Origin of the sequence: Mycolicibacterium elephantis DSM 44368 (assembly GCF_004014805.1) — a bacterium.
GTDB lineage: Bacteria > Actinomycetota > Actinomycetes > Mycobacteriales > Mycobacteriaceae > Mycobacterium > Mycobacterium elephantis.
The window spans coordinates 65,805-88,249 of record NZ_ATDN01000002.1; the positions used below are offsets into that span (position 1 = coordinate 65,805).

At 68.3% G+C, this 22,445-nt stretch carries 23 protein-coding genes; 15 read left to right on the forward strand and 8 right to left on the reverse strand.

Features of this window, described 5'->3' with window-relative positions; all coding sequences use genetic code 11:
* The first annotated feature begins 76 nt into the window (after positions 1 to 76).
* From recA to MELE44368_RS02740, 3 genes are read left to right on the forward strand one after another with little or no spacing between them, the layout of a single operon-like run.
* Positions 77 to 1,129 carry a recombinase RecA gene (gene recA / locus MELE44368_RS02730; protein WP_128107079.1) on the forward strand — a complete coding sequence of 351 codons (1,053 nt, stop codon included), beginning with the start codon at positions 77 to 79 and terminating at the stop codon, positions 1,127 to 1,129.
* Positions 1,095 to 1,619, forward strand: coding sequence for a recombination regulator RecX (gene recX, locus MELE44368_RS02735; protein ID WP_128107080.1), 525 nt, complete (start codon positions 1,095 to 1,097; stop codon positions 1,617 to 1,619). The genes recA and recX overlap by 35 nt, the downstream gene beginning before the upstream one ends.
* 9 nt (positions 1,620 to 1,628) lie before the next feature.
* The gene (locus MELE44368_RS02740; RefSeq protein WP_128107081.1) at positions 1,629 to 2,450 is read left to right on the forward strand and encodes a TIGR03560 family F420-dependent LLM class oxidoreductase; all 822 of its coding nucleotides are present in this window, start codon (positions 1,629 to 1,631) and stop codon (positions 2,448 to 2,450) included.
* Positions 2,451 to 2,475: 25 nt separating this feature from the next.
* On the opposite strand, the gene MELE44368_RS02745 is transcribed toward MELE44368_RS02740, so the two are convergent.
* From MELE44368_RS02745 to MELE44368_RS02765, 5 genes are all read right to left on the reverse strand, one after another.
* Positions 2,476 to 3,528 carry a hypothetical protein gene (locus tag MELE44368_RS02745; RefSeq protein ID WP_128107082.1) on the reverse strand — a complete coding sequence of 351 codons (1,053 nt, stop codon included), beginning with the start codon at positions 3,526 to 3,528 and terminating at the stop codon, positions 2,476 to 2,478.
* An 87-nt stretch (positions 3,529 to 3,615) separates the two neighbouring features.
* A complete protein-coding gene (locus tag MELE44368_RS02750) occupies positions 3,616 to 4,494 on the reverse strand; it encodes an amino acid ABC transporter permease (protein ID WP_128107083.1) in 879 nt (292 codons plus the stop codon).
* Positions 4,491 to 5,171, reverse strand: coding sequence for an amino acid ABC transporter permease (locus tag MELE44368_RS02755; protein ID WP_128107084.1), 681 nt, complete (start codon positions 5,169 to 5,171; stop codon positions 4,491 to 4,493). The genes MELE44368_RS02750 and MELE44368_RS02755 overlap by 4 nt, the downstream gene beginning before the upstream one ends.
* Positions 5,172 to 5,186: 15 nt before the next feature.
* Positions 5,187 to 5,990 (reverse strand): glutamate ABC transporter substrate-binding protein, encoded by an 804-nt coding sequence (locus MELE44368_RS02760; protein WP_128107085.1) that lies wholly within the window; start codon positions 5,988 to 5,990, stop codon positions 5,187 to 5,189.
* Between the two features lie 16 nt (positions 5,991 to 6,006).
* Entirely contained in the window at positions 6,007 to 6,735 is a 729-nt protein-coding gene (locus MELE44368_RS02765) for an amino acid ABC transporter ATP-binding protein (protein WP_128107181.1), read from the reverse strand.
* Positions 6,736 to 6,823: 88 nt separating this feature from the next.
* Here MELE44368_RS02765 and miaB point away from each other — a divergent pair, with 88 nt between their 5' ends.
* Genes miaB through MELE44368_RS02780 form a run of 3 tightly spaced genes read left to right on the forward strand, consistent with a single transcriptional unit; the run spans position 6,824 to position 10,078 of the window.
* Complete coding sequence (miaB, locus tag MELE44368_RS02770; protein WP_276050854.1) at positions 6,824 to 8,434, forward strand: tRNA (N6-isopentenyl adenosine(37)-C2)-methylthiotransferase MiaB; 1,611 nt, start codon at positions 6,824 to 6,826, stop codon at positions 8,432 to 8,434.
* The gene (locus tag MELE44368_RS02775) at positions 8,431 to 9,027 is read left to right on the forward strand and encodes an Rv2732c family membrane protein (RefSeq protein WP_206613660.1); all 597 of its coding nucleotides are present in this window, start codon (positions 8,431 to 8,433) and stop codon (positions 9,025 to 9,027) included. Before miaB ends, MELE44368_RS02775 begins: the two co-directional genes overlap by 4 nt.
* 10 nt (positions 9,028 to 9,037) lie before the next feature.
* Entirely contained in the window at positions 9,038 to 10,078 is a 1,041-nt protein-coding gene (locus MELE44368_RS02780; protein WP_128107087.1) for a S1C family serine protease, read from the forward strand.
* A 14-nt stretch (positions 10,079 to 10,092) separates the two neighbouring features.
* On the opposite strand, the gene MELE44368_RS02785 is transcribed toward MELE44368_RS02780, so the two are convergent.
* Positions 10,093 to 11,487 carry a DUF349 domain-containing protein gene (locus MELE44368_RS02785; protein WP_128107088.1) on the reverse strand — a complete coding sequence of 465 codons (1,395 nt, stop codon included), beginning with the start codon at positions 11,485 to 11,487 and terminating at the stop codon, positions 10,093 to 10,095.
* 157 nt (positions 11,488 to 11,644) lie between these two features.
* Here MELE44368_RS02785 and MELE44368_RS02790 point away from each other — a divergent pair, with 157 nt between their 5' ends.
* The 5 genes from MELE44368_RS02790 to hflX are packed head-to-tail and all read left to right on the forward strand — an operon-like array spanning position 11,645 to position 16,483.
* A complete protein-coding gene (locus MELE44368_RS02790; protein WP_128107089.1) occupies positions 11,645 to 12,544 on the forward strand; it encodes a DMT family transporter in 900 nt (299 codons plus the stop codon).
* A gap of 9 nt (positions 12,545 to 12,553) precedes the next feature.
* The gene (locus MELE44368_RS02795) at positions 12,554 to 13,240 is read left to right on the forward strand and encodes a class III extradiol ring-cleavage dioxygenase family protein (protein WP_128107090.1); all 687 of its coding nucleotides are present in this window, start codon (positions 12,554 to 12,556) and stop codon (positions 13,238 to 13,240) included.
* Positions 13,237 to 14,145 carry a tRNA (adenosine(37)-N6)-dimethylallyltransferase MiaA gene (gene miaA, locus MELE44368_RS02800; RefSeq protein WP_128107091.1) on the forward strand — a complete coding sequence of 303 codons (909 nt, stop codon included), beginning with the start codon at positions 13,237 to 13,239 and terminating at the stop codon, positions 14,143 to 14,145. The genes MELE44368_RS02795 and miaA overlap by 4 nt, the downstream gene beginning before the upstream one ends.
* Before the next feature lie 4 nt (positions 14,146 to 14,149).
* Positions 14,150 to 15,022, forward strand: coding sequence for a diaminopimelate epimerase (gene dapF, locus MELE44368_RS02805; protein WP_128107092.1), 873 nt, complete (start codon positions 14,150 to 14,152; stop codon positions 15,020 to 15,022).
* 45 nt (positions 15,023 to 15,067) lie between these two features.
* Entirely contained in the window at positions 15,068 to 16,483 is a 1,416-nt protein-coding gene (gene hflX, locus MELE44368_RS02810; RefSeq protein ID WP_128107093.1) for a GTPase HflX, read from the forward strand.
* Positions 16,484 to 16,562: 79 nt separating this feature from the next.
* Here the strand turns inward: hflX and mbp1 are convergent, their stop codons facing one another.
* Positions 16,563 to 16,805 carry a microaggregate-binding protein 1 gene (gene mbp1 / locus MELE44368_RS02815; RefSeq protein ID WP_128107094.1) on the reverse strand — a complete coding sequence of 81 codons (243 nt, stop codon included), beginning with the start codon at positions 16,803 to 16,805 and terminating at the stop codon, positions 16,563 to 16,565.
* Positions 16,806 to 17,055: 250 nt separating this feature from the next.
* Between mbp1 and MELE44368_RS02820 the strand changes: the two genes are divergently transcribed.
* Positions 17,056 to 18,216 carry an acyl-CoA dehydrogenase family protein gene (locus MELE44368_RS02820; RefSeq protein WP_128107095.1) on the forward strand — a complete coding sequence of 387 codons (1,161 nt, stop codon included), beginning with the start codon at positions 17,056 to 17,058 and terminating at the stop codon, positions 18,214 to 18,216.
* Between the two features lie 221 nt (positions 18,217 to 18,437).
* A complete protein-coding gene (locus MELE44368_RS02825) occupies positions 18,438 to 20,450 on the forward strand; it encodes an LGFP repeat-containing protein (protein ID WP_128107096.1) in 2,013 nt (670 codons plus the stop codon).
* A gap of 9 nt (positions 20,451 to 20,459) precedes the next feature.
* On the opposite strand, the gene lexA is transcribed toward MELE44368_RS02825, so the two are convergent.
* A complete protein-coding gene (gene lexA, locus MELE44368_RS02830; RefSeq protein WP_128107097.1) occupies positions 20,460 to 21,161 on the reverse strand; it encodes a transcriptional repressor LexA in 702 nt (233 codons plus the stop codon).
* A gap of 207 nt (positions 21,162 to 21,368) precedes the next feature.
* Here lexA and MELE44368_RS02835 point away from each other — a divergent pair, with 207 nt between their 5' ends.
* Positions 21,369 to 21,809, forward strand: coding sequence for a LysM peptidoglycan-binding domain-containing protein (locus MELE44368_RS02835; protein WP_128107098.1), 441 nt, complete (start codon positions 21,369 to 21,371; stop codon positions 21,807 to 21,809).
* 160 nt (positions 21,810 to 21,969) lie between these two features.
* Positions 21,970 to 22,440, forward strand: coding sequence for a transcriptional regulator NrdR (gene nrdR / locus MELE44368_RS02840; RefSeq protein WP_046754362.1), 471 nt, complete (start codon positions 21,970 to 21,972; stop codon positions 22,438 to 22,440).
* Positions 22,441 to 22,445: the final 5 nt, after the last annotated feature.

The window sequence follows — 22,445 nt, forward strand, 5'->3', positions numbered from 1 at the left end:
CGCCTCTAGCGTCATGGCCACCTGATCGAAACCGATCGCCGAACACCGGAACATCTAGAGGGACGGAGACCCACCCATGACGCAGGCACCTGACCGCGAGAAAGCCCTGGAGCTGGCGCTCGCGCAGATTGAGAAGAGCCACGGTAAAGGCTCGGTGATGCGCCTCGGCGAAGAGGTGCGCCAGCCGATATCGGTCATCCCCACCGGGTCGATCGCCCTGGACGTGGCGCTCGGCATCGGCGGGCTGCCGCGCGGCCGGGTCGTGGAGATCTACGGCCCCGAATCCTCGGGCAAGACCACGGTCGCGTTGCACGCCGTGGCCAACGCCCAGGCCGCCGGCGGCATCGCGGCGTTCATCGACGCCGAACACGCACTTGATCCGGAGTACGCCAAGAAACTCGGCGTGGACACCGACTCGCTGCTGGTGAGCCAGCCCGATACCGGTGAGCAGGCCCTGGAGATCGCCGACATGCTGATCCGGTCGGGCGCGCTGGACATCCTGGTCATCGACTCGGTGGCCGCGCTGGTGCCGCGGGCGGAGATCGAAGGCGAGATGGGCGACAGCCACGTCGGCCTACAGGCCCGGCTGATGAGCCAGGCGTTGCGCAAAATCACTGGTGCACTGAGCAACTCGGGTACCACGGCGATCTTCATCAACCAGCTGCGGGAAAAGATCGGAGTCTTCTTCGGTTCTCCTGAAACGACTACGGGCGGAAAGGCGTTGAAGTTCTACGCCTCGGTCCGCCTGGATGTCCGACGGATCGAGACCCTCAAGGACGGCACCGACGCGGTCGGCAACCGCACCCGCGTCAAGGTCGTCAAGAACAAGGTGTCGCCGCCCTTCAAACAGGCCGAGTTCGACATCCTGTACGGCAAGGGCATCAGCAAGGAAGGCTCGCTCATCGACATGGGTGTCGAGCAGGGCTTCATCCGCAAATCCGGTTCCTGGTTCACCTACGAGGGTGAGCAGCTGGGTCAGGGTAAGGAGAACGCCCGGTCGTTCCTGATGGAAAACGTCGACGTCGCCAACGAGATCGAGAAGAAGATCAAGGAAAAGCTCGGCATTGGTGCCGTGGTGACCGCTGATTTGGCCGATGACGAAGTCCTGCCCGCCCCAGTCGACTTCTGAGGTCTCCCGCGAGGAGCAGGCGCACAACGTCTGTCTGCGCCTGCTCACCGTGCGCGCACGTACCCGCGCCGAGTTGGCGGGGCAGCTGACCAAACGGGGTTATCCCGAGGACGTCACCGACCGGGTACTGGATCGCCTCGCGCACGTCGGTCTGGTCGACGACGCCGACTTCGCCGAGCAGTGGGTCCGGTCCCGGCGGCGTAACGCCGGAAAAGGTAAGCGGGCGTTGGCCGCCGAGCTGCGCAACAAGGGCGTGGACAACGAGGTGATCACCGCCGCGTTGGCCGACATCGACTCCGGAGCGGAGCGGGAGCGGGCCGAGGAGTTGGTGCGGGCGAGGCTGCGACGGGAGAAACTCGACGACGGCGATGACATCAAGGTGATGCGCCGACTCGTCGGGATGCTGGCGCGTCGTGGATACCACCAGACGCTGGCCGTCGACGTCGTCAACGCGGAGTTGGCCGCCGAACACGAGCGACGCCGGGTTTAGCATTCCGGCATGCTGCTCTCGGTGAAGCTGGCGCCGACCTTCGACTACCCCACGCTCGAGCAGTTCTGGCGTGCCGCCGACGGTCTCGGGTTTCCGGCGGTGTGGAATTACGACCATTTCTACGGTCTGGTCGACCCCGTCGGCCCCACGCTGGAGGGTTGGACCACGCTGGCGGCGATGGCCGTGGTGGTCAAGCGCGCCCGGGTGGGATGTCTGGTCAGCGGCGTGACCTACCGCAACCCTGCGGTGCTGGCCAAGATGGCGGTAACCGTTGACCACATCTCCGGAGGCCGAATGGATTTCGGCCTCGGTGCGGGGTGGCACGAAGCCGAACACCGCGGCTATGGAATCGACTTTCCCCGCCCCGGCGCCCGGGTGGAGATGCTCGATGAGGCACTCACCGTGATTCGACGGCTCTGGACCGAGGAGTCGGTCACGTTCATGGGACGGTTCTTCACGCTCACCGACGCGCGGTGCGAACCGAAGCCCGTCCAACGGCCCCATCCGCCGATCATCGTCGGTGCCGCGCAGCCCAGGATGCTGCTGGTGGCGGCACGCCATGCCGACGAATGGAACATGCCGTCGACCTCGCCGCAGGAATGGACCGCTGCCAACGATCACCTCGACGACGCATGCGCCGAACTGGGTCGCGAGCCGTCGTCGATCCGCCGAGGCGCGCAGTTGTTCTTGTACCCCGACCGTCCCGAACAGGTGGACGCGCAACTGAACAGCATCGCCGACTACGCCCAGGCCGGCTGCGAGCATATCGTGTTGTCGTTCTATCAGCCGCCGGGAGATGAGCTGCTGCGCCGCTGCGCCGAGCTGCTGTAGACACGAAAGCTCAACGGCAGCATGGTTATTCGCTGTCGCCCCCGTCGCCCCCGCCACCTCCGTCCTCGCGGTCGTGGCCGCCGTCGTCCCCGTCGGACTTGGCGTCGGACTTGGTGTCGGGTGTGTCGGCGGAGGCGTCGCTGTCCTCGCTCCGCGCTGACGGGCCGGAGAGGGCCTCGCGCACCTCGGCTATCGACCTCGGCACCCGGGGTTGTCTCGTCGTGGCGGTTGTGGCGGTGACGGGCGAGTCCTCGGTCGGTTCTTCGGCTTCGCCGCTGCTGTCTTCGGACGTCTCCTCATCGGAAGTCCCGTCAGCGGAGGGCTCTGTTGTCTCGGCGGGGGAGACGTCCACGTCCACGGACTTTCCAGTTTCGTCGGCGGCCGGCTGCGGTTCGACGGTGCGCAACAACGCCGGTTTCGCACTCGGTTGCGGGGTCGTTTCCGCAGCGACGACGGCCGACGCCGGCGCGGGAGCCTCAGCATCCTCGCCGAGGACGTCCCCGACGACGGTTTCGGCCACCGTGATGACGGCATGGGAGAACGCGACGACGCCCTCGACGATCAGGGACGCCACATCGAGGGCAGCGTTGACCAGTTGACCGAAAGGCCCATCTGCGATGACGTCAGGCAACCCGGCGACCAGATCGCGCATGAACTGAATCTGGAAGTTGGCCCAGTCCTCGGCGAACCCGACCAGCTCGCGGCCGGCCTCGAACTCGACGTCGGCGAAGTCACGCAGCGCGCGGCTGAGAGCGGTCGGCAGCGGCGTGCCGTTCCCGATGTCCTGCAGCAGGGCCCCGGCGATCGGGGGAATTCGCCCGAACAGTTCCGCACCTGTCACAAGGAAATCGGTGAGCAGCTCGATATGGAAGGTCGCCTGGCGATCGATGAGTACCAGCGGCGACGTGAGGGCATCGACGGCCGGCGGTGGCAGCAGTTGGGACTGTGCCGTGAGCGCGACGGCGCGGTGGTCGGGCTCGTCGAGTTCGGGCGGTGATATCGCCGCGGTCGACACGAGCCCGCTGACACCGATCACCGCGACCGCTGATGAGAGACACGAACGAATAGGCGCATTCATGGCAACTCCCCGGCGAGCACGGCAACCACTCTTGGGGCACGTACGAACCGGCTCGACGGTTCAATCACAGGGCCGAACGTTTTGAAGTTACGGGGCTGCCGGGCCCGGAACGACTTCCTGCTCGACGGCCTCGCTGTCGAGCGGCGCCGTCCCGCGGCGTGACCGGCGCATCCGGCCCTCCACCCAGGTCGCCAACCACGACAGGGTGAAGTTCACGCTGATCATCAGCACCGCGACGACCATCAAAGCGGGGATGTAGTTGCCATACGCCGCGCCGACCTGGGTGCCCTGGCGGACCAACTCGACGAAGGTGATGACGAAGCCGATCGAGGAGTCCTTGAGCACCACGACCAACTGTGAGATCAGCACCGGCAGCATCGACGTGATCGCCTGCGGCAACAGCACCGAGCGCATCGTCTGTCCCGAGGTGAGGCCCAACGCCGACGCGGCTTCCTTCTGTCCGCGAGGCAGCGCCGCGACACCGGCCCGCACGATCTCGGCGATCACCGCGCCGTTATACAGCGTGAGTCCGGTGATCACACCCGCCAGCGCCAGGTGCTCCCCGGGGAAGACGCCGTACAACGCGAACAGGAAGTAGGCGAAGATCATCATGATCAGCACCGGTACCGCGCGGAAGAACTCCACGATCACCGAGCACACCCACCGCACCGGAAGCGCGTGAGACATCCGGCCCACCCCGAGCACCAATCCCAGTACCAGCGCGAGCACGATCGACACGCCCGCGGCCGTAAGCGTGCCTTCGACGCCGGGCATGATGTAGGTCGTCCACAGGTTCGCCGTCAGGAACGGCTTCCACTTCTCGGCGCTGAGCTGGCCCTTGGCCTCCAGCTTCGTGTACACCACCCACAGCGCCAGCAGGGTGAGCACCACTGTGAGCACCGTGACGACGTGGTTGCGAATCCGCGCCCGCGGGCCGGGCGCGTCGAACAGCACCGAGCCGCTCACCGCACCACCGCCATCCGCTTTCCGAGCCACCCGAACACCAATCCCAGCGGCAGGGTCAGGATGACGAACCCGGCGGCGAAGATGGTGCCGATCACCAGCAGCGCCGCCTCGTTCTCGATCATCTCCTTCATCAACAGCGCCGCTTCCGCGACGCCGATCGCCGACGCGATGGTGGTGTTCTTGGTCAACGCGATCAGCACCGAACCCAACGGGATGATCACCGCCCGAAACGCCTGCGGTAACAGGATGATCCGCAGATTCTGCCCGAACGACAACCCCAGCGACCGGGCCGCCTCAGCCTGGCCCAGCGGCACGGTGTTCACTCCGGAGCGCAGCGTCTCGCAGACGAAAGAGGCGGTGTAGACCGTCAATCCGAGCACCGCGAGCCGAAAGTTACTGTCCTCGATCGACGTCAGCGAATTGGGATCCACCAGCGTGATGCCCAGCGTCTGCGATATCCCGAACGAACAGAACAGGATGATCAGCGTCAGCGGGGTGTTGCGCACCACGTTGACGTAAGTCGCACCGAGCCAGTTCAGCACCGGCACCGGGGCCAGCCGCATCGCGGCCAGCGCCGTGCCGAGCACAAGTGCCCCGACGGCCGAATAGACCGTCAACTGGATCGTGGTCCAGAACGCCTCGAAGATCTGGGCCTGGTACCTGGTGAAGATCTCCACGTGCGGCGAGGTGCGCTAGGCCTGGTCGATCGCCGGCGGTTGGGGAGCCGGCAGGCCCGACGCGCCAAGGTTCTTGTCCCAGGCCGCCTTCCACGCGCCGTCCTGCTCCATCTTCACCAGCGCGTCGTTGATCTTCGTTTGAAGCTCGGTGTCGCCCTTCTTCAGGCCGATGCCGTAGCGCTCCTCGGAGAAAGTGCCACCCACGAGCTTGAACGTGCCCGGGCTCTGGGCGGCATAGCCCGCCAGGATCACCTCGTCGGTGGTCACCGCGTCGACCGCGCCGTTCTTCAGCGCCTCGATGCACGCCGAATAAGTGTCGTACTGCTGCAACTGCACACCCGGATACTTGTCCTTGATGTTCTGCGCCGGAGTCGAACCCGTCACCGAGCACAGTTTCTTGTTGTTCTCCAACGACTCCGCGCCGACGATGTCGGTGTTGTCACTGCGCACCAGAAGGCTCTGGCCCGTGATCAGGTACGGCCCTGCGAACGACACCCTCTCCTTGCGGGAGTCGGTGATCGAGTACGTCGCCGCGATGTAATCGACCTGACCGTTGGCGATCAGCGTCTCGCGCTGCGCCGACGGGGCTTCCTTCCACTGGATCTGATCCTCGCTGTAACCGAGTTGCTCGGCGACATACCTGGCGACGTCGACATCGAATCCGGTCATCGAGCCGTCCGGGTTCTTCAGGCCCAGCCCCGGCTGATCGAACTTGGTCCCGATGACGATCTTGTCACCACCGCCACCACCGCAGGCCGCCAGCGGCAGCGCTACGGCGAGCACGACGGCCGCGACGACGCGCCTCGGAATGGATCGCATGGGTGAATCCTTTCGACTAGTGGTGCAGGATCTTGCCGAGGAAGTCTTTGGCCCGGTCGCTCTTGGGATCGGTGAAGAACTCCGATGGCGGGGCTGACTCGACGATGGCCCCGTCGCACATGAACACCACCCGGTCGGCCGCGCCCCGGGCGAACCCCATCTCATGGGTGACCACCAGCATCGTCATGCCCTCGGCCGCCAGCGAGGTCATCACGTTGAGCACCTCGTTGATCATCTCGGGGTCCAACGCGCTGGTCGGCTCGTCGAACAGCATCACCTTGGGGTTCATCGCCAACGACCGCGCGATGGCCACGCGCTGCTGCTGGCCGCCGGAAAGCTGCGCGGGATACTTGTCGGCCTGGTTGGCCACGCCGACGCGCTCCAGCAGGGCCATCGCCTTCTCGCGCGCCTCCCCTTTGGACGCCTTACGCACCTTTCGCGGCGCCAGCGTGACGTTCTCCAGGATTGTCTTGTGCGCGAACAGGTTGAACGACTGAAAGACCATGCCCACGTCGGAGCGCAGCTGGGCCAGTTTGCGGCCTTCTTCCGGAAGCACTTCGCCGTCGATGGCGATGGTGCCCGAATCGATGGACTCCAGCCGGTTGATCGTGCGGCACAACGTCGACTTGCCCGAGCCGGACGGCCCCAGCACCACGATCACCTGCCCACGCGCGACCTCCAGATCGATGTCCCTGAGCACATGCAGGTCGCCGAAGTATTTGTTGACGGACTGCATCGAGATCATCGGCACGTCGGATCGGATCGGATCGACCTCTTTCACATCCGACCCCGTGGATTCCATGGGTGCAGACCTTACCGAGGGAAGGCCCAGCATGCCCGGAAGTCGTCAATCCGCCCACGTCGCCGCGCAAGCCGGTCCGTACCATGGGGCCGTGACTTCGGTGGTTACCCAACACGCGACGACGGCCACGTCGGCGCGCGCGCACACGTCGGCGTCTCGCCGCGACGTGCGCACCTACCAGGTCCGCACCTACGGATGCCAGATGAACGTGCACGACTCGGAGCGGTTGGCGGGCCTGCTGGAAGCGGCCGGATACCGCAGGGCCGCCGCCGACGAGGACGCCGACGTGGTGGTGTTCAACACCTGTGCGGTGCGGGAGAACGCCGACAACAAGCTGTACGGAAACCTCAGCCATCTCGCGCCGCGCAAGCAGGCCGACCCCGACATGCAGATCGCCGTCGGCGGATGCCTGGCGCAGAAGGACCGTGACACGGTGCTGCAGCGGGCGCCGTGGGTCGACGTGGTGTTCGGCACGCACAACATCGGGTCGCTGCCCGTGCTGCTCGAGCGTGCCCGGCACAACAAGGCCGCCCAGGTCGAGATCGTCGAGGCGTTGGAGGAGTTCCCCTCCGCGCTGCCCGCCGCACGCGAATCCGCCTACGCTGCATGGGTATCGGTGAGCGTGGGCTGCAACAACACCTGCACGTTCTGCATCGTGCCCGCGCTGCGCGGCAAAGAAGTCGACCGCAGGCCCGGCGACGTGCTCGCCGAGGTGCAGTCGCTGGTGGATCAGGGTGTGCTGGAGGTGACGCTGCTCGGCCAGAACGTCAACGCCTACGGTGTGTCGTTCGCCGACCCTGAACAACCGCGTGACCGTGGGGCGTTCGCCAAGTTGCTGCGCGCGTGCGGCCGCATCGACGGCCTGGAACGGGTGCGGTTCACCTCGCCCCACCCGGCCGAGTTCACCGACGACGTGATCGAGGCCATGGCGGAGACCGCCAACGTGTGCCCCACGCTGCACATGCCGCTGCAGTCCGGCTCGGATCGTGTGCTGCGGGCGATGCGCCGCTCCTATCGCGCCGAGCGTTTCCTCGGCATCATCGACCGGGTCCGCGCCGCGATCCCGCACGCGGCGATCACCACCGACATCATCGTGGGTTTTCCCGGCGAGACCGAGGAGGACTTTCAGGCCACCCTCGACGTGGTGGCGCAGGCCCGGTTCGCCAGCGCGTTCACGTTCCAGTACTCCAAGCGGCCGGGCACGCCTGCGGCGCAGTTCGCCGATCAGATCCCCAAATCGGTTGTCAGCGAACGCTATCAGCGTCTGATCGAGCTTCAGGAGAAGATCTCGTTGGAGGAGAACCGGGCGCAGGTGGGCCGCAGCGTCGAGGTGCTGGTCGCCACGGGGGAGGGCCGCAAGGACGCCAGCACCGCGCGGATGTCGGGCCGCGCCCGCGACGGCCGGCTCGTGCATTTCAATCCGGCCGGCTACGAGATCCGGCCCGGTGACGTGGTCATCACGACGGTCACCGGAGCCGCACCGCACCATCTGATCGCCGATGCGCCGATCAGCACCCACCGGCGCACGCGCGCCGGTGATGCGCACGCCGCAGGGCGACGGCCCCGCACGGGCGTCGGCCTCGGGATGCCGGGCATCGGCGCGCCGACGCAACCCGCGACATCGACCGGGTGCGGCCGATGAGTACTCCCGACAACGGCAACTTCGATCAGTTCAAGGAGGACATCGAAGCCGCCGAACGCCGCATCGCGGGCGAAATCGACCCCGGGCCGCGGGCTTTGGTGATCGCCATCGCGGTCTTCGTGGTGCTGCTGTCCTTCGTGCTGCCGCACACCGGCGGCGCAGAGGGCTGGGACGTGCTCGCCAGTAGCGACGCCGCGACCGAGGCGGCCGTGTCGCTGCCGTCGCGCGCGTTCATCTGGGTCACCCTGGTGTTCGGGGTCGGCTTCTCGATGCTGGCGCTGTTGACCCGGCGCTGGGCGCTGGCGTGGGTCGCGCTGGCGGGGTCGTCGGTGGCGTGCGTGCTGGGCATGCTCGCGGTGTGGTCGCGGCAGACCGCCGCCGAACCGTACCCGGGGCCCGGGATCGGGCTCATCGTCGCGTGGCTGGCGGTGATCGTGTTGACCTACCACTGGGCGCGTGCCGTCTGGGCCCGCACCGCTGTGCAACTCGCCGCCGAGGAAGCGCGGCGCCAAGAGGCCGCCAGACGGCAGCAGAAAGGCCTGCTGGAGCGGTTCGACGACGACGGGAACGGTAACGGCAAGCCGACGAGCTAACGGGGTGGATGTGAAGCGCATCGGTATCGCCGTGACGGGTGCGACTCTGCTCATCGCGGGGTGCGCGGATCGGGGCGCTCAACCGCCGGCGGCGTCTCCGCCTCCGCCGAGTCCCGCCGCGACGGCGCCTGCCAGCACGCCAAACGCACCATTCGACATCAGTGTGGGCTTCGCCGATGTGGTCGAGCGCCTCAGCCCGAGCGTGGTGACCGTGCAGCGCGACGACGGCGCCGGCAGCGGTGTGGTGCTGCGTCCCGACGTGGTCGTGACGAACGCGCACGTGGTGGGTCAATCACGCACTGTGACAATACTTTTGGCCGACGGAGAAAGCTCGGCGGGCCAGGTGATCGGCACCGACAGGGTGACCGACCTGGCGGTGGTGCGCACCGAGCGCAAGGAACTGCCGGTGCCCGAGTTCCGCACCGACCTGCCGCGCCCGGGGGAGATCGCGGTGGCGATCGGCAGCCCGTTGGGCTTTCAGAACTCCGTCACCGCCGGCGTCATCTCCGGCCTGCACCGGGACATCCCCGGTTCGGCGGCGCAGACCCAGTCGTTGGTCGATCTGATCCAGACCGACGCGCCGATCTCGCCGGGAAACTCGGGTGGCGCCCTGCTCGACGCCGGCGGCCGGGTGGTCGGGATCAACGAGGCCTACATTCCGCCCGAGGTGGGCGCGGTGTCGTTGGGGTTCGCGATCCCCGCGGCCACCGTGCTCGACGTCACCAACCAACTGCTCGCCGACGGCCAGGCCACCCACCCGTATCTGGGTATCTCCACCAGCCAGGTCACCCCCGCCATCCAGCGCAGGTTCGGTGTGGACACCGAGCAGGGCGCGTTGGTCGTCGGTGTCGACCCCGGCGCGCCGGCCGCGGCCGCTGGGCTACGCCCCGGCGACGTGATCGTCGAACTCGCGGGCGAGCCCGTCGAAACCGTCGAGGACCTGCTTTCCGTGTTGCGTCAGACCCAGCCGGGCGCCGAAGAACCGGTGGTGTTCGTGCGCGGCGGCGACCGCATGGAGACGACGGTGACGATCGGCGCGCGCACCGGCTGAGCCGGCGGTAGGTTCTAGCGTCCCTTGCCCAGGGCTTCGGCGGCCGCATCGGCCCACTGGCGCCACTGCTCGGCGTTGGCCCGCGCCTCCGCGGCGTCCTTCTCCCGGCCCGCCGCCGCGGCCTTCTCCGCCTGGCGCTCGAATTGCTCTGCGCGAGCACGGAATTGGTCGGCGCGGGCCTGGGCCTCGGGGTCCACCCCGCGGGTCGGCGCATCACGGATCTTCTTCTCCACCGCGCGCAGTCGACGCTCCAGTTCGGCCGCACGCTCGCGGGGCACCTTGCCGATCGCGTCCCATTTCTCGCCGATCGCGCGCAGCGCGGCCCTGGCGGCGTCGAGGTCGGAGGTGTCGAGCTTCTCCGCCTCGGCCAGCAGCTTCTCCTTGGCCTCGGCGTTGGCGCGGAATTCGGCGTCGCGCTCGGCCGTCGCGGCGTTGCGTGCGGCGAAGAAGACGTCCTGGGCCGCCTTGAACCGCTGCCAGAGCGCGTCGTCGACGTCCTTGGCCGCCCGTCCGGCGGCCTTCCACTCGGCGAGCAACTCGCGGAACGCGGCGCTGGTCGGGCCCCAGTCGGTGGAGCTGGACAGTTCCTCGGCGCGCTCACACAGCGCTTCCTTGGCCTGGCGCGCGCTCGCCCGTTCCCGGTCGAGTTCGGCGAAATGCGATCCGCGCCTGCGGTTGAACGTCTCACGGGCCGCCGAGTAGCGCTTCCACAACGCGTCGTCGGTCTTGCGGTCCAGCCCCGTGATCGTGCGCCACTCCTCGAGGATTTCGCGCAGCCGGTCGCCGGCGGCCTTCCACTGCGTCGAGTTCGCGGCCAGATCCTCGGCCTCGGCGGCCAGCGCCTCCTTGCGGGCGGTCTGGGCGGCGCGGTACTCCTCGCGCCTGGCCTTCTCGGCCTGGGCGGCCTCGTCGGCGTGGTTGATGATCGCGGACAACCGGGCCGCCAGTGCGTCGACGTCGCCGAGCACATGTGCGGTCGGCAGCGACTCGGCGAGCGCGGTCGCCGCCGCCTTGATCTTGCGGGCGTCGCCGCTGCCCGACTCCAGCCGGGTCTCCATCAGGGCGACCTCGGTGTGCAGATCATCGAAACGCCGACCGAAATGGGCGAACGCCGCCTCGGTGTCGCCTGCCTGCCACGACCCGATGATCCGTTCACCCGAGCCCGTGATCAGCCACACCGTGCCGTCGGGGTCGACGCGGCCGAACCGGTGCGGATCGCTCGCTGGGGGCGCGACCACGGTCGGCGCCGGCCGGCCGGGCCGCGGCCCACCCGGTCGGGCGGTGGGCTTGGGCGGGAGAGAACCCGGGGTGGGTTTGGGCGGGAGAGAACCCGGCGTGGGTTTGGGCGGGGCAGAACCGGAGGCGGTCTCGGGCGAGGGGGTCTGGCCCCCCGGCTGGCTCGTCGTCATGTCCGTTTCCTCGTACCCTCCGCGCGTCACCGCGCACCTGCCGCGCAACGCGGCGCCTCATCGCTTCACCGCTATTCAAACAGGTTGCCGCGCCGCGTGCGCACGGCTTCGAGATGCACGCTCTAGCCTCTTCTGGACGACAACGACGAGGAGGGCGATGGTCGGCATCAGCGAGCCGAGCGATGTCGCCGCCCTGCTGGCCATCGGCGCCGCGGTGTTCATCGCGATCGGCGACGTCGTCCACCAGCGTCAAGCCCAGGAGGTGACCGACGAACCGGTCGGTCACACCGAGCTGTTCCTGCGGTTACTGCGCGATCGCCGGTGGTGGCTGGGCAGCCTGGTGGCCGCCGTCGGGTTCGGCCTGCAGGCCGCCGCGCTGGGTCTGGGTTCGGTGCTTCTGGTGCAGGCGCTGCTGGTGACCTCGCTGCTGTTCGCGCTGCCGTTGTCGGCGCGGCAGGCACATCGGCGGGTGACCCGCTGGGAGTGGACCTGGGCGGTGCTGCTCGCGGTCTCCGTTGCGGTCATCATCACCGTCGGCAACCCGACCGCGGGGCACGCCCGCGGATCGGTCGAGGTCTGGACCGCGGTGCTGGCGGTGCTCGGCCCGGCGCTGGTGCTGTGCGTGGTCGGCGCCAGGGTCCTGACGGGACCCGCGAGCGCGGTGCTGTTAGCCCTGGCCTCCGGTGCGCTGTGGGGGCTGTTCGCGGTGCTGACCAAGGGCGTCGTCCACCAGCTCGACTTCGGCAGCTGGGCCGGCGTGCTGGCGCTGCTGCGCGCGCCCGAGCTGTATGCGTGGGCGTCGGTGGCCATCGCGGGCACCGTGTTGCAGCAGGCGTCGTTTCGGGCCGGCGCGCTGACCGCGTCGCTGCCGACGATGACCGTGGCCGAGCCGGTGGTGGCGTCGGTGCTCGGCGTCGTCATCCTCGGGGAGTCGTTGCGCCGAGACGACGCCGGCTGGCTGGCCCTGGTCGTCGCCGTCGGCGTCATGGTGGTCGCGACGGCCGCCCTGGCCCGCGGCGAGGCGGCCAGCGTCGAGCGACCCGCTGTGCCGCATTAGCGTGGGGGCGTGTTGAGCGCGATCGCCATCGTTCCGTCGGCACCGGTCATGGTTCCGCAACTCGCTGCCGGCGCCGCCGCGGAGCTGGCGGATCTGCGCCAGGCGGCGATCACGGCAGCGGCCGCCCTGCCGACCCGCTGGATCGGGGTCGGGGTGGACCGCGCCGACGCCGTCGTCGCGCCGCACCGGCCCGGGACCTTCGCCGGCTACGGCGTCGACGTCCGCGTCACGCTGGCCCCCGACGTCGACGGGGAACCCGCTTGGCTGCCGTTGTGCGGGTTGATCACCGGGTGGCTGCGCGGTCAGGCCAACCCCGACGCGCACGCCGAGGTGCGGGTCTACGCCGAAGACCTCGGGGTCGACGCCGCGCTGGACCGGGGCCGAGCGCTGCGCGCCGAGATCGACGCCGCAACCGAACCCGTCGGCGTGCTCGTCGTCGCCGACGGCGCGCACACGCTGACCCCCAGCGCGCCGGGCGGATACGACCCGGATTCACTGCTCGTTCAGGCCGCGCTCGACGACGCGCTGGCCGGCGGGGACGCCGCCGCCCTGACCCGGCTGTCCGACGGCGTCGTCGGGCGGGTCGGCTATCAGGTGCTCGCGGGGCTGGCCGAGCCCGGCCCGGCCACCGCCACCGAGCTGTACCGCGGAGCGCCCTACGGGGTCGGCTACTTCGCCGGCGTCTGGCACTCATGACGCGACCGATCGCGATCGTCGGCCCGACCGGCACCGGGAAGTCGGACCTGGCGCTCACGCTGGCCGAGCGCGTCGGTGGCGAGATCGTGAACGCCGACGCCATGCAGCTGTACCGCGGGATGGACATCGGCACCGCCAAGCTGTCGGTGGCCCAGCGTCGCGGCATCCCACACCATCAGCTCGACGTGCTCGAGGTGACCGAGACCGCCAGCGTGGCGCGCTACCAGCAGGCCGCGGCCGCCGACGTCGAGGCCATCGCGGCCCGCGGTGCGGTGCCGATCGTGGTCGGCGGGTCGATGATGTACGTCCAGTCCCTGCTCGACGACTGGACGTTCCCGGCCACCGACCCGGCGGTGCGGGCGAAATGGGAACAGCGGCTCGCCGAGGTCGGTGTGGGCGCCCTGCACGCCGAACTGGAGCAGGTGGACCCCGCCGCGGCGGCGTCGATTCTGCCGACCGACGGCCGCCGCATCGTGCGGGCGCTGGAGGTGATCGAGCTGACCGGCCAGCCGTTCGCGGCGTCGTTCCCGGAGATCGGCGCACCGCGCTGGGACACCGCCATCATCGGATTGGATTGGGACACAGTCGTTCTCGATGAACGCCTGAAACGTCGCACCGACAAGATGTTCGCCGACGGCCTGGTCGACGAGGTGCTGACGCTGCTGGGTCGCGGGCTGCGCGACGGCGTCACCGCGTCACGCGCGCTGGGCTACGCCCAGGTCATCGCCGACCTCGACAGCGGCGGCGACGGCACGGGGGCCCGCGAGCCGACGTTCGTCGGCACCCGCCGCTACGTGCGTCGGCAACGGTCGTGGTTTCGCCGCGACCACCGCATCACCTGGCTCGACGGGGCCGCGACGGACAACGTCGACGCGGTTCTGCGGGTGTGGCGGCACGTATCCTGAGCTGGTGAGGTTCGCCAAGGGGCACGGCACACAGAACGACTTCGTGCTGCTCGAAGACCCCGACGCCGAGCTGGAGCTGACCCCAGCCGGGGTGACGGCGCTCTGCGACCGCCGCCAGGGTCTGGGCGCCGACGGCGTGCTGCGAGTCACCAGGGCGGGCGCCGCACAGCGCGCAGGCGTGCTCGACCGGCCACCCGAGGGCGTCGACGCCGACGACTGGTACATGGACTACCGCAACGCCGACGGCTCGATCGCGCAGATGTGCGGCAACGGGGTGCGGGTGTTCGCCCACTTCCTGCGCGCCGGCGGGCTGGAGACGCGCGACGAATTCGTCGTCGGCTCGCTGGCCGGGCCGCGTCCCGTGGTGCTGCACGAGTGGGACGGCACCACCGCGGACGTCACCGTGGAAATGGGCAAGGCCAACCACTTCGGCACGGGGGAGGCGATCGTGGGGGGCCGGCCGTTCGCGGGCCTGGCGATCGACGTGGGCAACCCCCATCTGGCCTGTGTGGACCCCGATCTGACGCTCGACGAGTTGTCCGCCCTCGATGTCGCGGCGCCCGTGTCCTTCGACAGCGCACAGTTCCCCGAAGGGGTGAACGTCGAGGTGTTGACCGCACCGGTCGATGGGACGATCTCGATGCGCGTGCACGAACGCGGCGTCGGCGAAACCCGTTCCTGCGGCACCGGAACCGTCGCGGCCGCCGTCGCCGCGCTGGCGTTCTCCGGCGCCACCACCGGGACACTGCGCGTGCGCATCCCCGGCGGCGAGGTGACCGTCACCGTCACCGACACCAGCAGTTACCTGCGCGGTCCGTCGGTGCTGGTGGCCCACGGTGAGATTTCGGGGGAATGGTGGCGCGCGTCGCAACGTTAATTGAGGTGCATGAAAAGTGATCTCCGTGCGAACCTTGATTCGCCTATGACGTATCCCGAATTTCCCGTCCACGACACCCCCAGCACGGGTGAGCTCGCGCTCGAAGACCGCACGGCGCTGCGCCGCGTGGCCGGATTGTCGACCGAACTGACCGATGTCTCCGAGGTCGAGTACCGCCAGCTGCGGCTGGAACGCGTTGTGCTGGTCGGCGTGTGGACCGAGGGCAGCGCGGCCGACGCCGAGGCCAGCCTCGCCGAACTGGCGGCGTTGGCCGAGACCGCAGGCTCCGAAGTGCTCGAAGGGCTGATTCAGCGCCGCGACAAGCCCGATCCCGCGACCTACATCGGCTCCGGCAAGGCGCAGGAGCTGCGCGAGGTCGTGCTGGCCACCGGCGCCGACACCGTCATCTGCGACGGTGAGCTCAGCCCCGCGCAGCTCACCGCGCTGGAAAAGGCGGTCAAGGTCAAGGTGATCGACCGCACCGCGCTGATCCTGGACATCTTCGCCCAGCACGCGACCAGCCGGGAGGGCAAGGCGCAGGTCTCGCTCGCGCAGATGGAGTACATGCTGCCGCGGCTGCGTGGTTGGGGTGAGTCGATGTCACGGCAGGCCGGTGGCCGCGCCGGCGGTGCCGGCGGCGGTGTGGGCCTGCGCGGTCCGGGTGAGACGAAGATCGAGACCGACCGCCGCCGTATCCGTGAGCGGATGGCCAGGCTGCGGCGCGACATCAAGGACATGAAGAAGGTCCGCGACACCCAGCGCAGTGGCCGCCGGCGCAGCGAGATTCCGTCGATTGCGATCGTCGGATATACCAACGCGGGTAAGTCCAGCCTGCTCAACGCGCTGACCGGTGCGGGTGTGCTGGTCGAGGACGCGTTGTTCGCCACGCTCGAACCCACAACGCGCCGTGGGGAATTCGCCGACGGTCGCCCGTTCGTGCTGACCGACACCGTCGGGTTCGTGCGGCACCTGCCCACCCAGTTGGTGGAGGCGTTCCGCTCCACGCTGGAAGAGGTGGTCGACGCCGATCTGTTGGTGCACGTCGTCGACGGCTCCGATGTCAACCCGCTGGCGCAGATCAACGCCGTGCGCGAAGTCGTCAACGAGGTGATCGCCGAGCGCAACGGAAAGGCTGCGCCGGAGTTGTTGGTGGTCAACAAGATCGACATCGCAGGTGATCTGGCGCTCGCCCAGCTGCGGCGCGCACTTCCGGATGCGGTGTTCGTCTCCGCGCACACCGGTGACGGGCTGGAGCGGCTGCAGCAGCGGATGGCCGAGCTGATCGCTCCGACCGACACTGTCGTCGACGTGACAATTCCTTATGACCGAGGTGATCTCGTGAACAAGGTGCACGCCGACGGCCGGATCGACGCCACCGAGCACACCGAATTCGGCACGAGAATCAAAGCGCGCGTGCCGGTTTCGTTGGCGGCCAGCTTGCGCGAATACGCCACGGCCTGACGGCGGATTCCGCGCACGAAAAGGGACGCGAAGGGCTCTGGCCCCGCGCGTCCCTTTCCCGTATGTCAGGCGATGACCGCTAGCGCTGCTCGGCCTCTTGGCGCTTCTCGGCGGTTTTGGCTGCGGCGCGAGCGCTTTCGGCTTCGGCTTCCTTCTGCGCGGCGTTGCGCTGTGCGTCGGCCTTGTCCTGCTGCGCCTGGCCTTCCTTGTACAGATCGTCGCGGCCGGTGACCGCGCCAGCGACCTCTTTGGCCTTGCCCTTGACGCCTTCGACAACCCCTTTGATGGCTTCCTCGGGGCCGCTGTTGTTCTTGTCCGACATGCTGTTCTTCCTCCCGGTGGGCTTGGACGTGACGGGTTATTTCCCGTTTTCCGCCAGCGGCTAAACCCGTCGTGTGCGACATCACCTCGCCCGGCTGTATTGCGCCGATTGCTGCGCGAGGGTCGTGGATCGTCGCGCAGCCATGTTGCAGATCTCGGAGGGTTGGGGGCCTCCAAAGGCGCATTTGCGACCAACCAGCTGGTCGGGTCGGCTAAATTGACGAAACGGAAAATTGTGCCCGGAGGTGTCCATGGCCGGCGTCGTGCAGTACGACCGAACCCTCTTCGAGCCCGAACATGACCTCTTTCGCGAGTCATACCGGGCGTTTCTGGAGCGTCACGTCGCACCGCATCACGAGCAGTGGGAGAAGGGCAAGATCGTCGACCGCGGCGTGTGGCTGGAGGCCGGCAAGCAGGGCTTCCTCGGGATGGCCGTGCCCGAGGAGTACGGGGGAGGCGGCAACCCCGACTACCGCTACAACATGGTCGTCGTCGAGGAGACCACCGCGGGCGGCTACAGCGGTCTGGGTTTCGGCCTGCACAACGACGTGGTGGCCCCGTACCTGATCAAACTCACCAACGAGGAGCAGAAACAGCGGTGGCTGCCGCAGTTCTGCACCGGTGAGCTGATCACCGCGATCGCCATGACCGAACCGGGCACCGGAAGCGACCTGCAGGGCATCAAGACGCGCGCCGTTCGAGACGGTGACCACTACATCCTCAACGGCGCCAAGACGTTCATCACCAACGGCATCAACGCCGATCTGGTGATCGTGGCCGCATGCACCGATCCGGACAAGGGCGCCCAGGGATTCTCGTTGCTGGTCGTCGAGCGCGGCATGGCGGGATTCGAGCGTGGCCGCAAACTCGACAAAATCGGGTTGGACGCCCAAGACACCGCGGAATTGTCGTTCACCGACGTGCGGGTGCCGGTGGAGAACCTGCTCGGTGAGGAAGGTCAGGGCTTCGTCTACCTGATGCAGAACCTGCCGCAGGAGCGGATCGGGATCGCCGTGATCGCCGCTGCGGCGATGGAGTCGACACTGGCGCTCACTCTGCAATATGCCAAGGAGCGCAAGGCATTCGGGCGTCCGATCGGCAGCCTGCAGAACAGCAGGTTCCTGCTCGCCGAACTCGCGACCGAAGCCACGGCGGTGCGGATCATGGTCGACGAGTTCGTCCAACTTCATCTGTCCGGCAAGCTGACTGCCGAGCAGGCCGCGATGGCGAAATGGTATTCGACCGAGAAGCAGGTGTATTTGGTCGACCGGTGCCTGCAATTGCACGGCGGATACGGCTATATGCGGGAATATCCGGTTGCTCGTGCGTATCTGGACTCTCGGGTGCAGACCATTTACGGCGGCACGACCGAGATCATGAAGGAAATCATCGGCCGCAGCCTCGGCGTCTGACCAGCGCGGATCGGGGCTGGGGCCTCGGCGATGGCGGTGATGACCGCGTCGAACGGATGATTCTTCGGCGGTCTTCGATCGGACACGACTTGCGAGGTGTTCGGAACTTTCGCGCCCCGGCAGGTATTTTCTCTCGAAGGTCAGCTTGTTTTTTGGTTGTTGACGCCAATTGAGGGCGCGGTACCGAATCAAGAATTACGCGCCGACCGCGGGAGGATCGGATGAGCGGGCACGGGACCCGGCGTATGAGACGGATCGGCCCCTTGGTCGTCGGGCTGTTGTCGGTGACGGCGATGGTGCTGACGGCCCCGGTCGCATTTGCCCAGCCGGAGGTGGAAGCCAACGACGCGATCACCGCGGCGTGGGAGGCCAACGGCGGCGACGGCGGTGCGCTCGGGCCGAGGCAGGGCGAGGTCTATGCCGTCGGCGACGGTTTCGCCCAGGACTTCGTCGCCGGCAAGATGTTCTTCACCCCGGACACCGGCGCGCACTTCATGCAGGGCGCGATCCTGGAGAAATACGAGTCGCTGGGTGGCCCGGCCGACAGCGACCTGGGTTTCCCCACCATCGACGAGGGACCCGGACGCGCGCCCGGCAGCCGCAACTCGACGTTCAGCGCCAGCGACAACCCAGTGATCTTCTGGACCCCCGACACCGGCGCCAGGGTGGTTCGCGGCCCGATCAACGCCGCGTGGGACAGACTCGGCGGATCGTCCGGAGCTCTCGGGGTGCCCGCCGAGGACGAGCGGTACCAGGGCGACGTCGTCAGCCAGAGATTCACCGGCGGCGAGCTGTCCTACAACACCAAGACCAAGACCTTCACCACCGTGCCGCCGGAACTGGCCGGCCAATTGGAAGGCCTGGAGGTTCCGGATGACCCGGTCGCGTCCATCAACGCGGCCAGGCGCGCCGCGGGTGGAGCGATGGGACCGCTGGGTGCCGCGGAGGGGCCGCCCTACCAGATCGGGGCGGACGGGCTCGGCCAGAACTTCGCCGGTGGCAAGATCTTCTACTCCCCGGACACGGGTGCCAACGTTCTCACCGGCCAGGTGCTCGACAAGTACGAGAGCGTCGGCGGACCCGAGGGCGATCTCGGGTTCCCGGTCACCGGTGAGGTCGACGGCGGGATCACCAACAGCCGGATGAGCACGTTCGCCGCCGAGGACAAGCCGGTGATCTTCTGGACGCCCGACTACGGCGCGGTCATCGTGCGCGGAGCGATGAACGCGGCGTGGGACAAACTCGGCGGCGGGCAGGGACCGCTCGGGGCGCCCATGTCCGACCAGACCGAGAATGGCGACGTCGTCTCCCAGCGGTTCAGCGGTGGCGTCATCTCGTGGAACCGGTCGACGAACTCCTTCAAGACCGAGCCGGCCAACCTGGCGTCGGAGCTGGCCGGCCTGCAGGTGCCCGGCCAGGACGCGCCCGCGGCGCCCGGACCGCAGGCCGCCGACGGCAAGGGTTTTCAGTGGAGTTGGTGGTGGCTGCTCGCCATCGTGCCCGCCCTGATCCTGATCGGGCTGGTGGTCTTCGCGGCGCTGCGCAATCGGCGGGGCCGTGACGACCAATTCGCGCCGGGCCCCGGCGGGTTCGAGGACGGCGGGCACGACGGCCGCTACGACGACGGCCGCTACGACGACGAGGCGCGGATTGGCGCCGAGGAGGACGCTGCCCCCGCCTACGGTGCCGCCGCGAGCGCCCCGCAGCCTGGGGTGTTCGGCGACGACTACGACGCGGCCCTGTTCGGGGACCGGTACACGCGTGAGGGTCTGGGTTCGCTGTCCTCGACACCTGAGCAGGCGTCCACCTCCGAGCCCGCGTCGAGCCCGTGGGAGGCGCCGCTGCCCGCGGAGGTCGGCGTCGAACCCGAGGCCGAGCCAGAGGTCGAGGCCGAACAGGGCGAGCAGCCGGCGGCAGAACTCGATGAAGAAGAAGATCCCGACAACGTCGACACCGCGCCGACCCCGGTACCCACCGCGGCCGAACGCAGCTCCCTGACCGACACCGGCAGGCACGCCCGCATCGATCCCGACGAACCCGAACCGGCGCAGCCGGCGTTTCGTCTTTCGCTCGACAGCTCGGGCGACGCCCCGGAGGGATATCCGATCAAGGCGGACACCAAGTCAGGACGCTACTGGCTGCCCGACAGCGCCCACTACGACGAGGCTGAGGCCGAAATCTGGTTCACCAGCGAGGAATTCGCTCGCGCCAACGGGTTCGTACCCGGGGATTAGGACGGTCCGTCAGACCTTGCGGATCACGGTGACGACCTTGCCGAGCACGGCCGCCTCGTTGCCGGGGATCGGGTCGAACGCCGGGTTGTGCGGCATCAGCCACACCTGACCGCCGGTGCGCTTGAACGTCTTGACCGTGGCCTCCCCGTCGATCATCGCCGCGACGATGTCCCCGTTCTCGGCGACGTTCTGCTGACGCACCACCACCCAGTCGCCGTCGCAGATCGCCGCGTCGACCATCGACTCGCCGACGACTTTGAGCAGGAACAGCGATCCCTCGCCGACGAGCTCGCGCGGCAACGGGAACACGTCCTCGACGGCCTCCTCGGCCAGGATCGGGCCGCCGGCCGCGATACGGCCCAGCACCGGAACGAACGTCGGCTCCGGTAGCGCGTCGGACCCCGCCACGTCGGTGACCGGATGCGTCACGTTGTCGTCGGCGCCGCGCACGTCGACCGCCCTGGGCCGGTTGGGATCGCGGCGCAGGTACCCCTTGCGCTCCAGCGTCCGCAGCTGGTGAGCCACCGACGACGTGGACGTCAAGCCGACCGCATCACCGATCTCCCTGATGCTCGGGGGGTAACCGCGGCTGGTGACCGACGCGCGGATGACCTCCAGGATGGTGCGCTGACGCTCGGTCAAACCCGTGTCCGGGTGTCGGCGCCCGCCGGTGCTTTCCGTCCCGCCCGGGGAATCGCTGCTGGAATCCATGGCGCCGAATGTAACGCGCCGGCGCCGAATAATCAAACATGTGTTCGACGCGTGTCGCGCCGGAGGCCGACGACTTTTCCGCCGCCGAGAAATGTCAGAGGGTCCCGATATCGTTTGCAACAGTTCGATCACACGTTCTATTAATCGAACACCTGATCGACTATCTTCGAACACAAGAGCGAAACGTGCGGACCGGAAGGCAGGAAGATGACGATCATCGAGACCCGGAAGATTCAGGCGGAACCCGTGGTCAGGCCGGGAACCCGGCCGTCCGGTGCGCGCCGCAGGCCGGCGACGCGGCGGCCGCGGATCAGATACCGGGGCACCGGCGTCGTGATGTCGCGGGCGCCGCACCGGCGTCGCCCGATCACCCCGGCCACCACGGTCCTGCTTTCCCTGGTGGCAGCGGCCATCACGGTGTGGCTGGGCCTGGTCGCCCAGTTCGGCGGCGTGGTCGGGAACCCCGACGCCGTGCCGGAGCGGCTCGCCGTGGTCCAGGTGCACACCGGGGAGACGCTGAACACGGTGGCCAAGCGGGTCGCCCCCGACGCCCCCGTCGCCGCGGTGGCGGAGCGGATCCGCGAGCTCAACGAACTCGACTCGGCTGCGCTGTACGCCGGTCAGACACTCATCGCGCCGATCGGCTGACCGCGCCGTGTGCGGGGAAATGCCGTGTGGCACATCGACGTTCATCGACGTCGCGGCACGGTACGCCAAGATCGCCCCGATTCTGGGCTGTCGGGGTATGACGCAGGTACGCTCAATGTCGTCCCAGGTAGTCGTGTATTGGCGTGGCGAAGGAGCGGTGATGCACTGTCCGTTCTGTCGTCACCCCGACTCGCGGGTGGTCGATTCCCGTGAGACCGATGAAGGCCAGGCCATTCGGCGCCGCCGCTCGTGCCCGGAGTGCGGCAGGCGGTTCACCACGGTGGAGACCGCCGTGCTCGCGGTGGTCAAGCGCAGCGGTGTCACCGAGCCGTTCAGCCGGGAAAAGGTCATCAGTGGTGTCCGGCGTGCGTGTCAGGGCCGCCAGGTCGACGACGACGCGTTGAACCTGCTTGCGCAGCAGGTCGAGGACACCGTCCGGGCGGCCGGGTCACCCGAGGTGCCCAGCCACGACGTCGGGCTGGCCATCCTCGGCCCGCTGCGAGAACTCGACGAGGTGGCGTACCTGCGGTTCGCCTCCGTCTACCGCGGCTTCAGTTCGGCAGAGGACTTCGAACGCGAGATCGAGGCGCTGCGCGCGCACCGCAAGGCTCCGCAGCACTCCGCCGGCTGACGCCC

Coding starts and splice junctions, on each gene's coding strand:
- miaB (WP_276050854.1), top strand. CDS start 6,824: ATGCCCGGAAGTCGTCAATCCGCCCACGTCGCCGCGCAAGCCGGTCCG.
- MELE44368_RS02760 (WP_128107085.1), bottom strand. CDS start 5,990: ATGCGATCCATTCCGAGGCGCGTCGTCGCGGCCGTCGTGCTCGCCGTA.
- MELE44368_RS02740 (WP_128107081.1), top strand. CDS start 1,629: ATGCTGCTCTCGGTGAAGCTGGCGCCGACCTTCGACTACCCCACGCTC.
- miaA (WP_128107091.1), top strand. CDS start 13,237: ATGACGCGACCGATCGCGATCGTCGGCCCGACCGGCACCGGGAAGTCG.
- MELE44368_RS02790 (WP_128107089.1), top strand. CDS start 11,645: ATGGTCGGCATCAGCGAGCCGAGCGATGTCGCCGCCCTGCTGGCCATC.
- MELE44368_RS02775 (WP_206613660.1), top strand. CDS start 8,431: ATGAGTACTCCCGACAACGGCAACTTCGATCAGTTCAAGGAGGACATC.
- lexA (WP_128107097.1), bottom strand. CDS start 21,161: ATGGATTCCAGCAGCGATTCCCCGGGCGGGACGGAAAGCACCGGCGGG.
- recX (WP_128107080.1), top strand. CDS start 1,095: ATGACGAAGTCCTGCCCGCCCCAGTCGACTTCTGAGGTCTCCCGCGAG.
- MELE44368_RS02825 (WP_128107096.1), top strand. CDS start 18,438: ATGAGCGGGCACGGGACCCGGCGTATGAGACGGATCGGCCCCTTGGTC.
- hflX (WP_128107093.1), top strand. CDS start 15,068: ATGACGTATCCCGAATTTCCCGTCCACGACACCCCCAGCACGGGTGAG.
- mbp1 (WP_128107094.1), bottom strand. CDS start 16,805: ATGTCGGACAAGAACAACAGCGGCCCCGAGGAAGCCATCAAAGGGGTT.
- nrdR (WP_046754362.1), top strand. CDS start 21,970: ATGCACTGTCCGTTCTGTCGTCACCCCGACTCGCGGGTGGTCGATTCC.
- MELE44368_RS02785 (WP_128107088.1), bottom strand. CDS start 11,487: ATGACGACGAGCCAGCCGGGGGGCCAGACCCCCTCGCCCGAGACCGCC.
- MELE44368_RS02765 (WP_128107181.1), bottom strand. CDS start 6,735: ATGATCTCGATGCAGTCCGTCAACAAATACTTCGGCGACCTGCATGTG.
- recA (WP_128107079.1), top strand. CDS start 77: ATGACGCAGGCACCTGACCGCGAGAAAGCCCTGGAGCTGGCGCTCGCG.
- MELE44368_RS02820 (WP_128107095.1), top strand. CDS start 17,056: ATGGCCGGCGTCGTGCAGTACGACCGAACCCTCTTCGAGCCCGAACAT.
- MELE44368_RS02745 (WP_128107082.1), bottom strand. CDS start 3,528: ATGAATGCGCCTATTCGTTCGTGTCTCTCATCAGCGGTCGCGGTGATC.
- MELE44368_RS02835 (WP_128107098.1), top strand. CDS start 21,369: ATGACGATCATCGAGACCCGGAAGATTCAGGCGGAACCCGTGGTCAGG.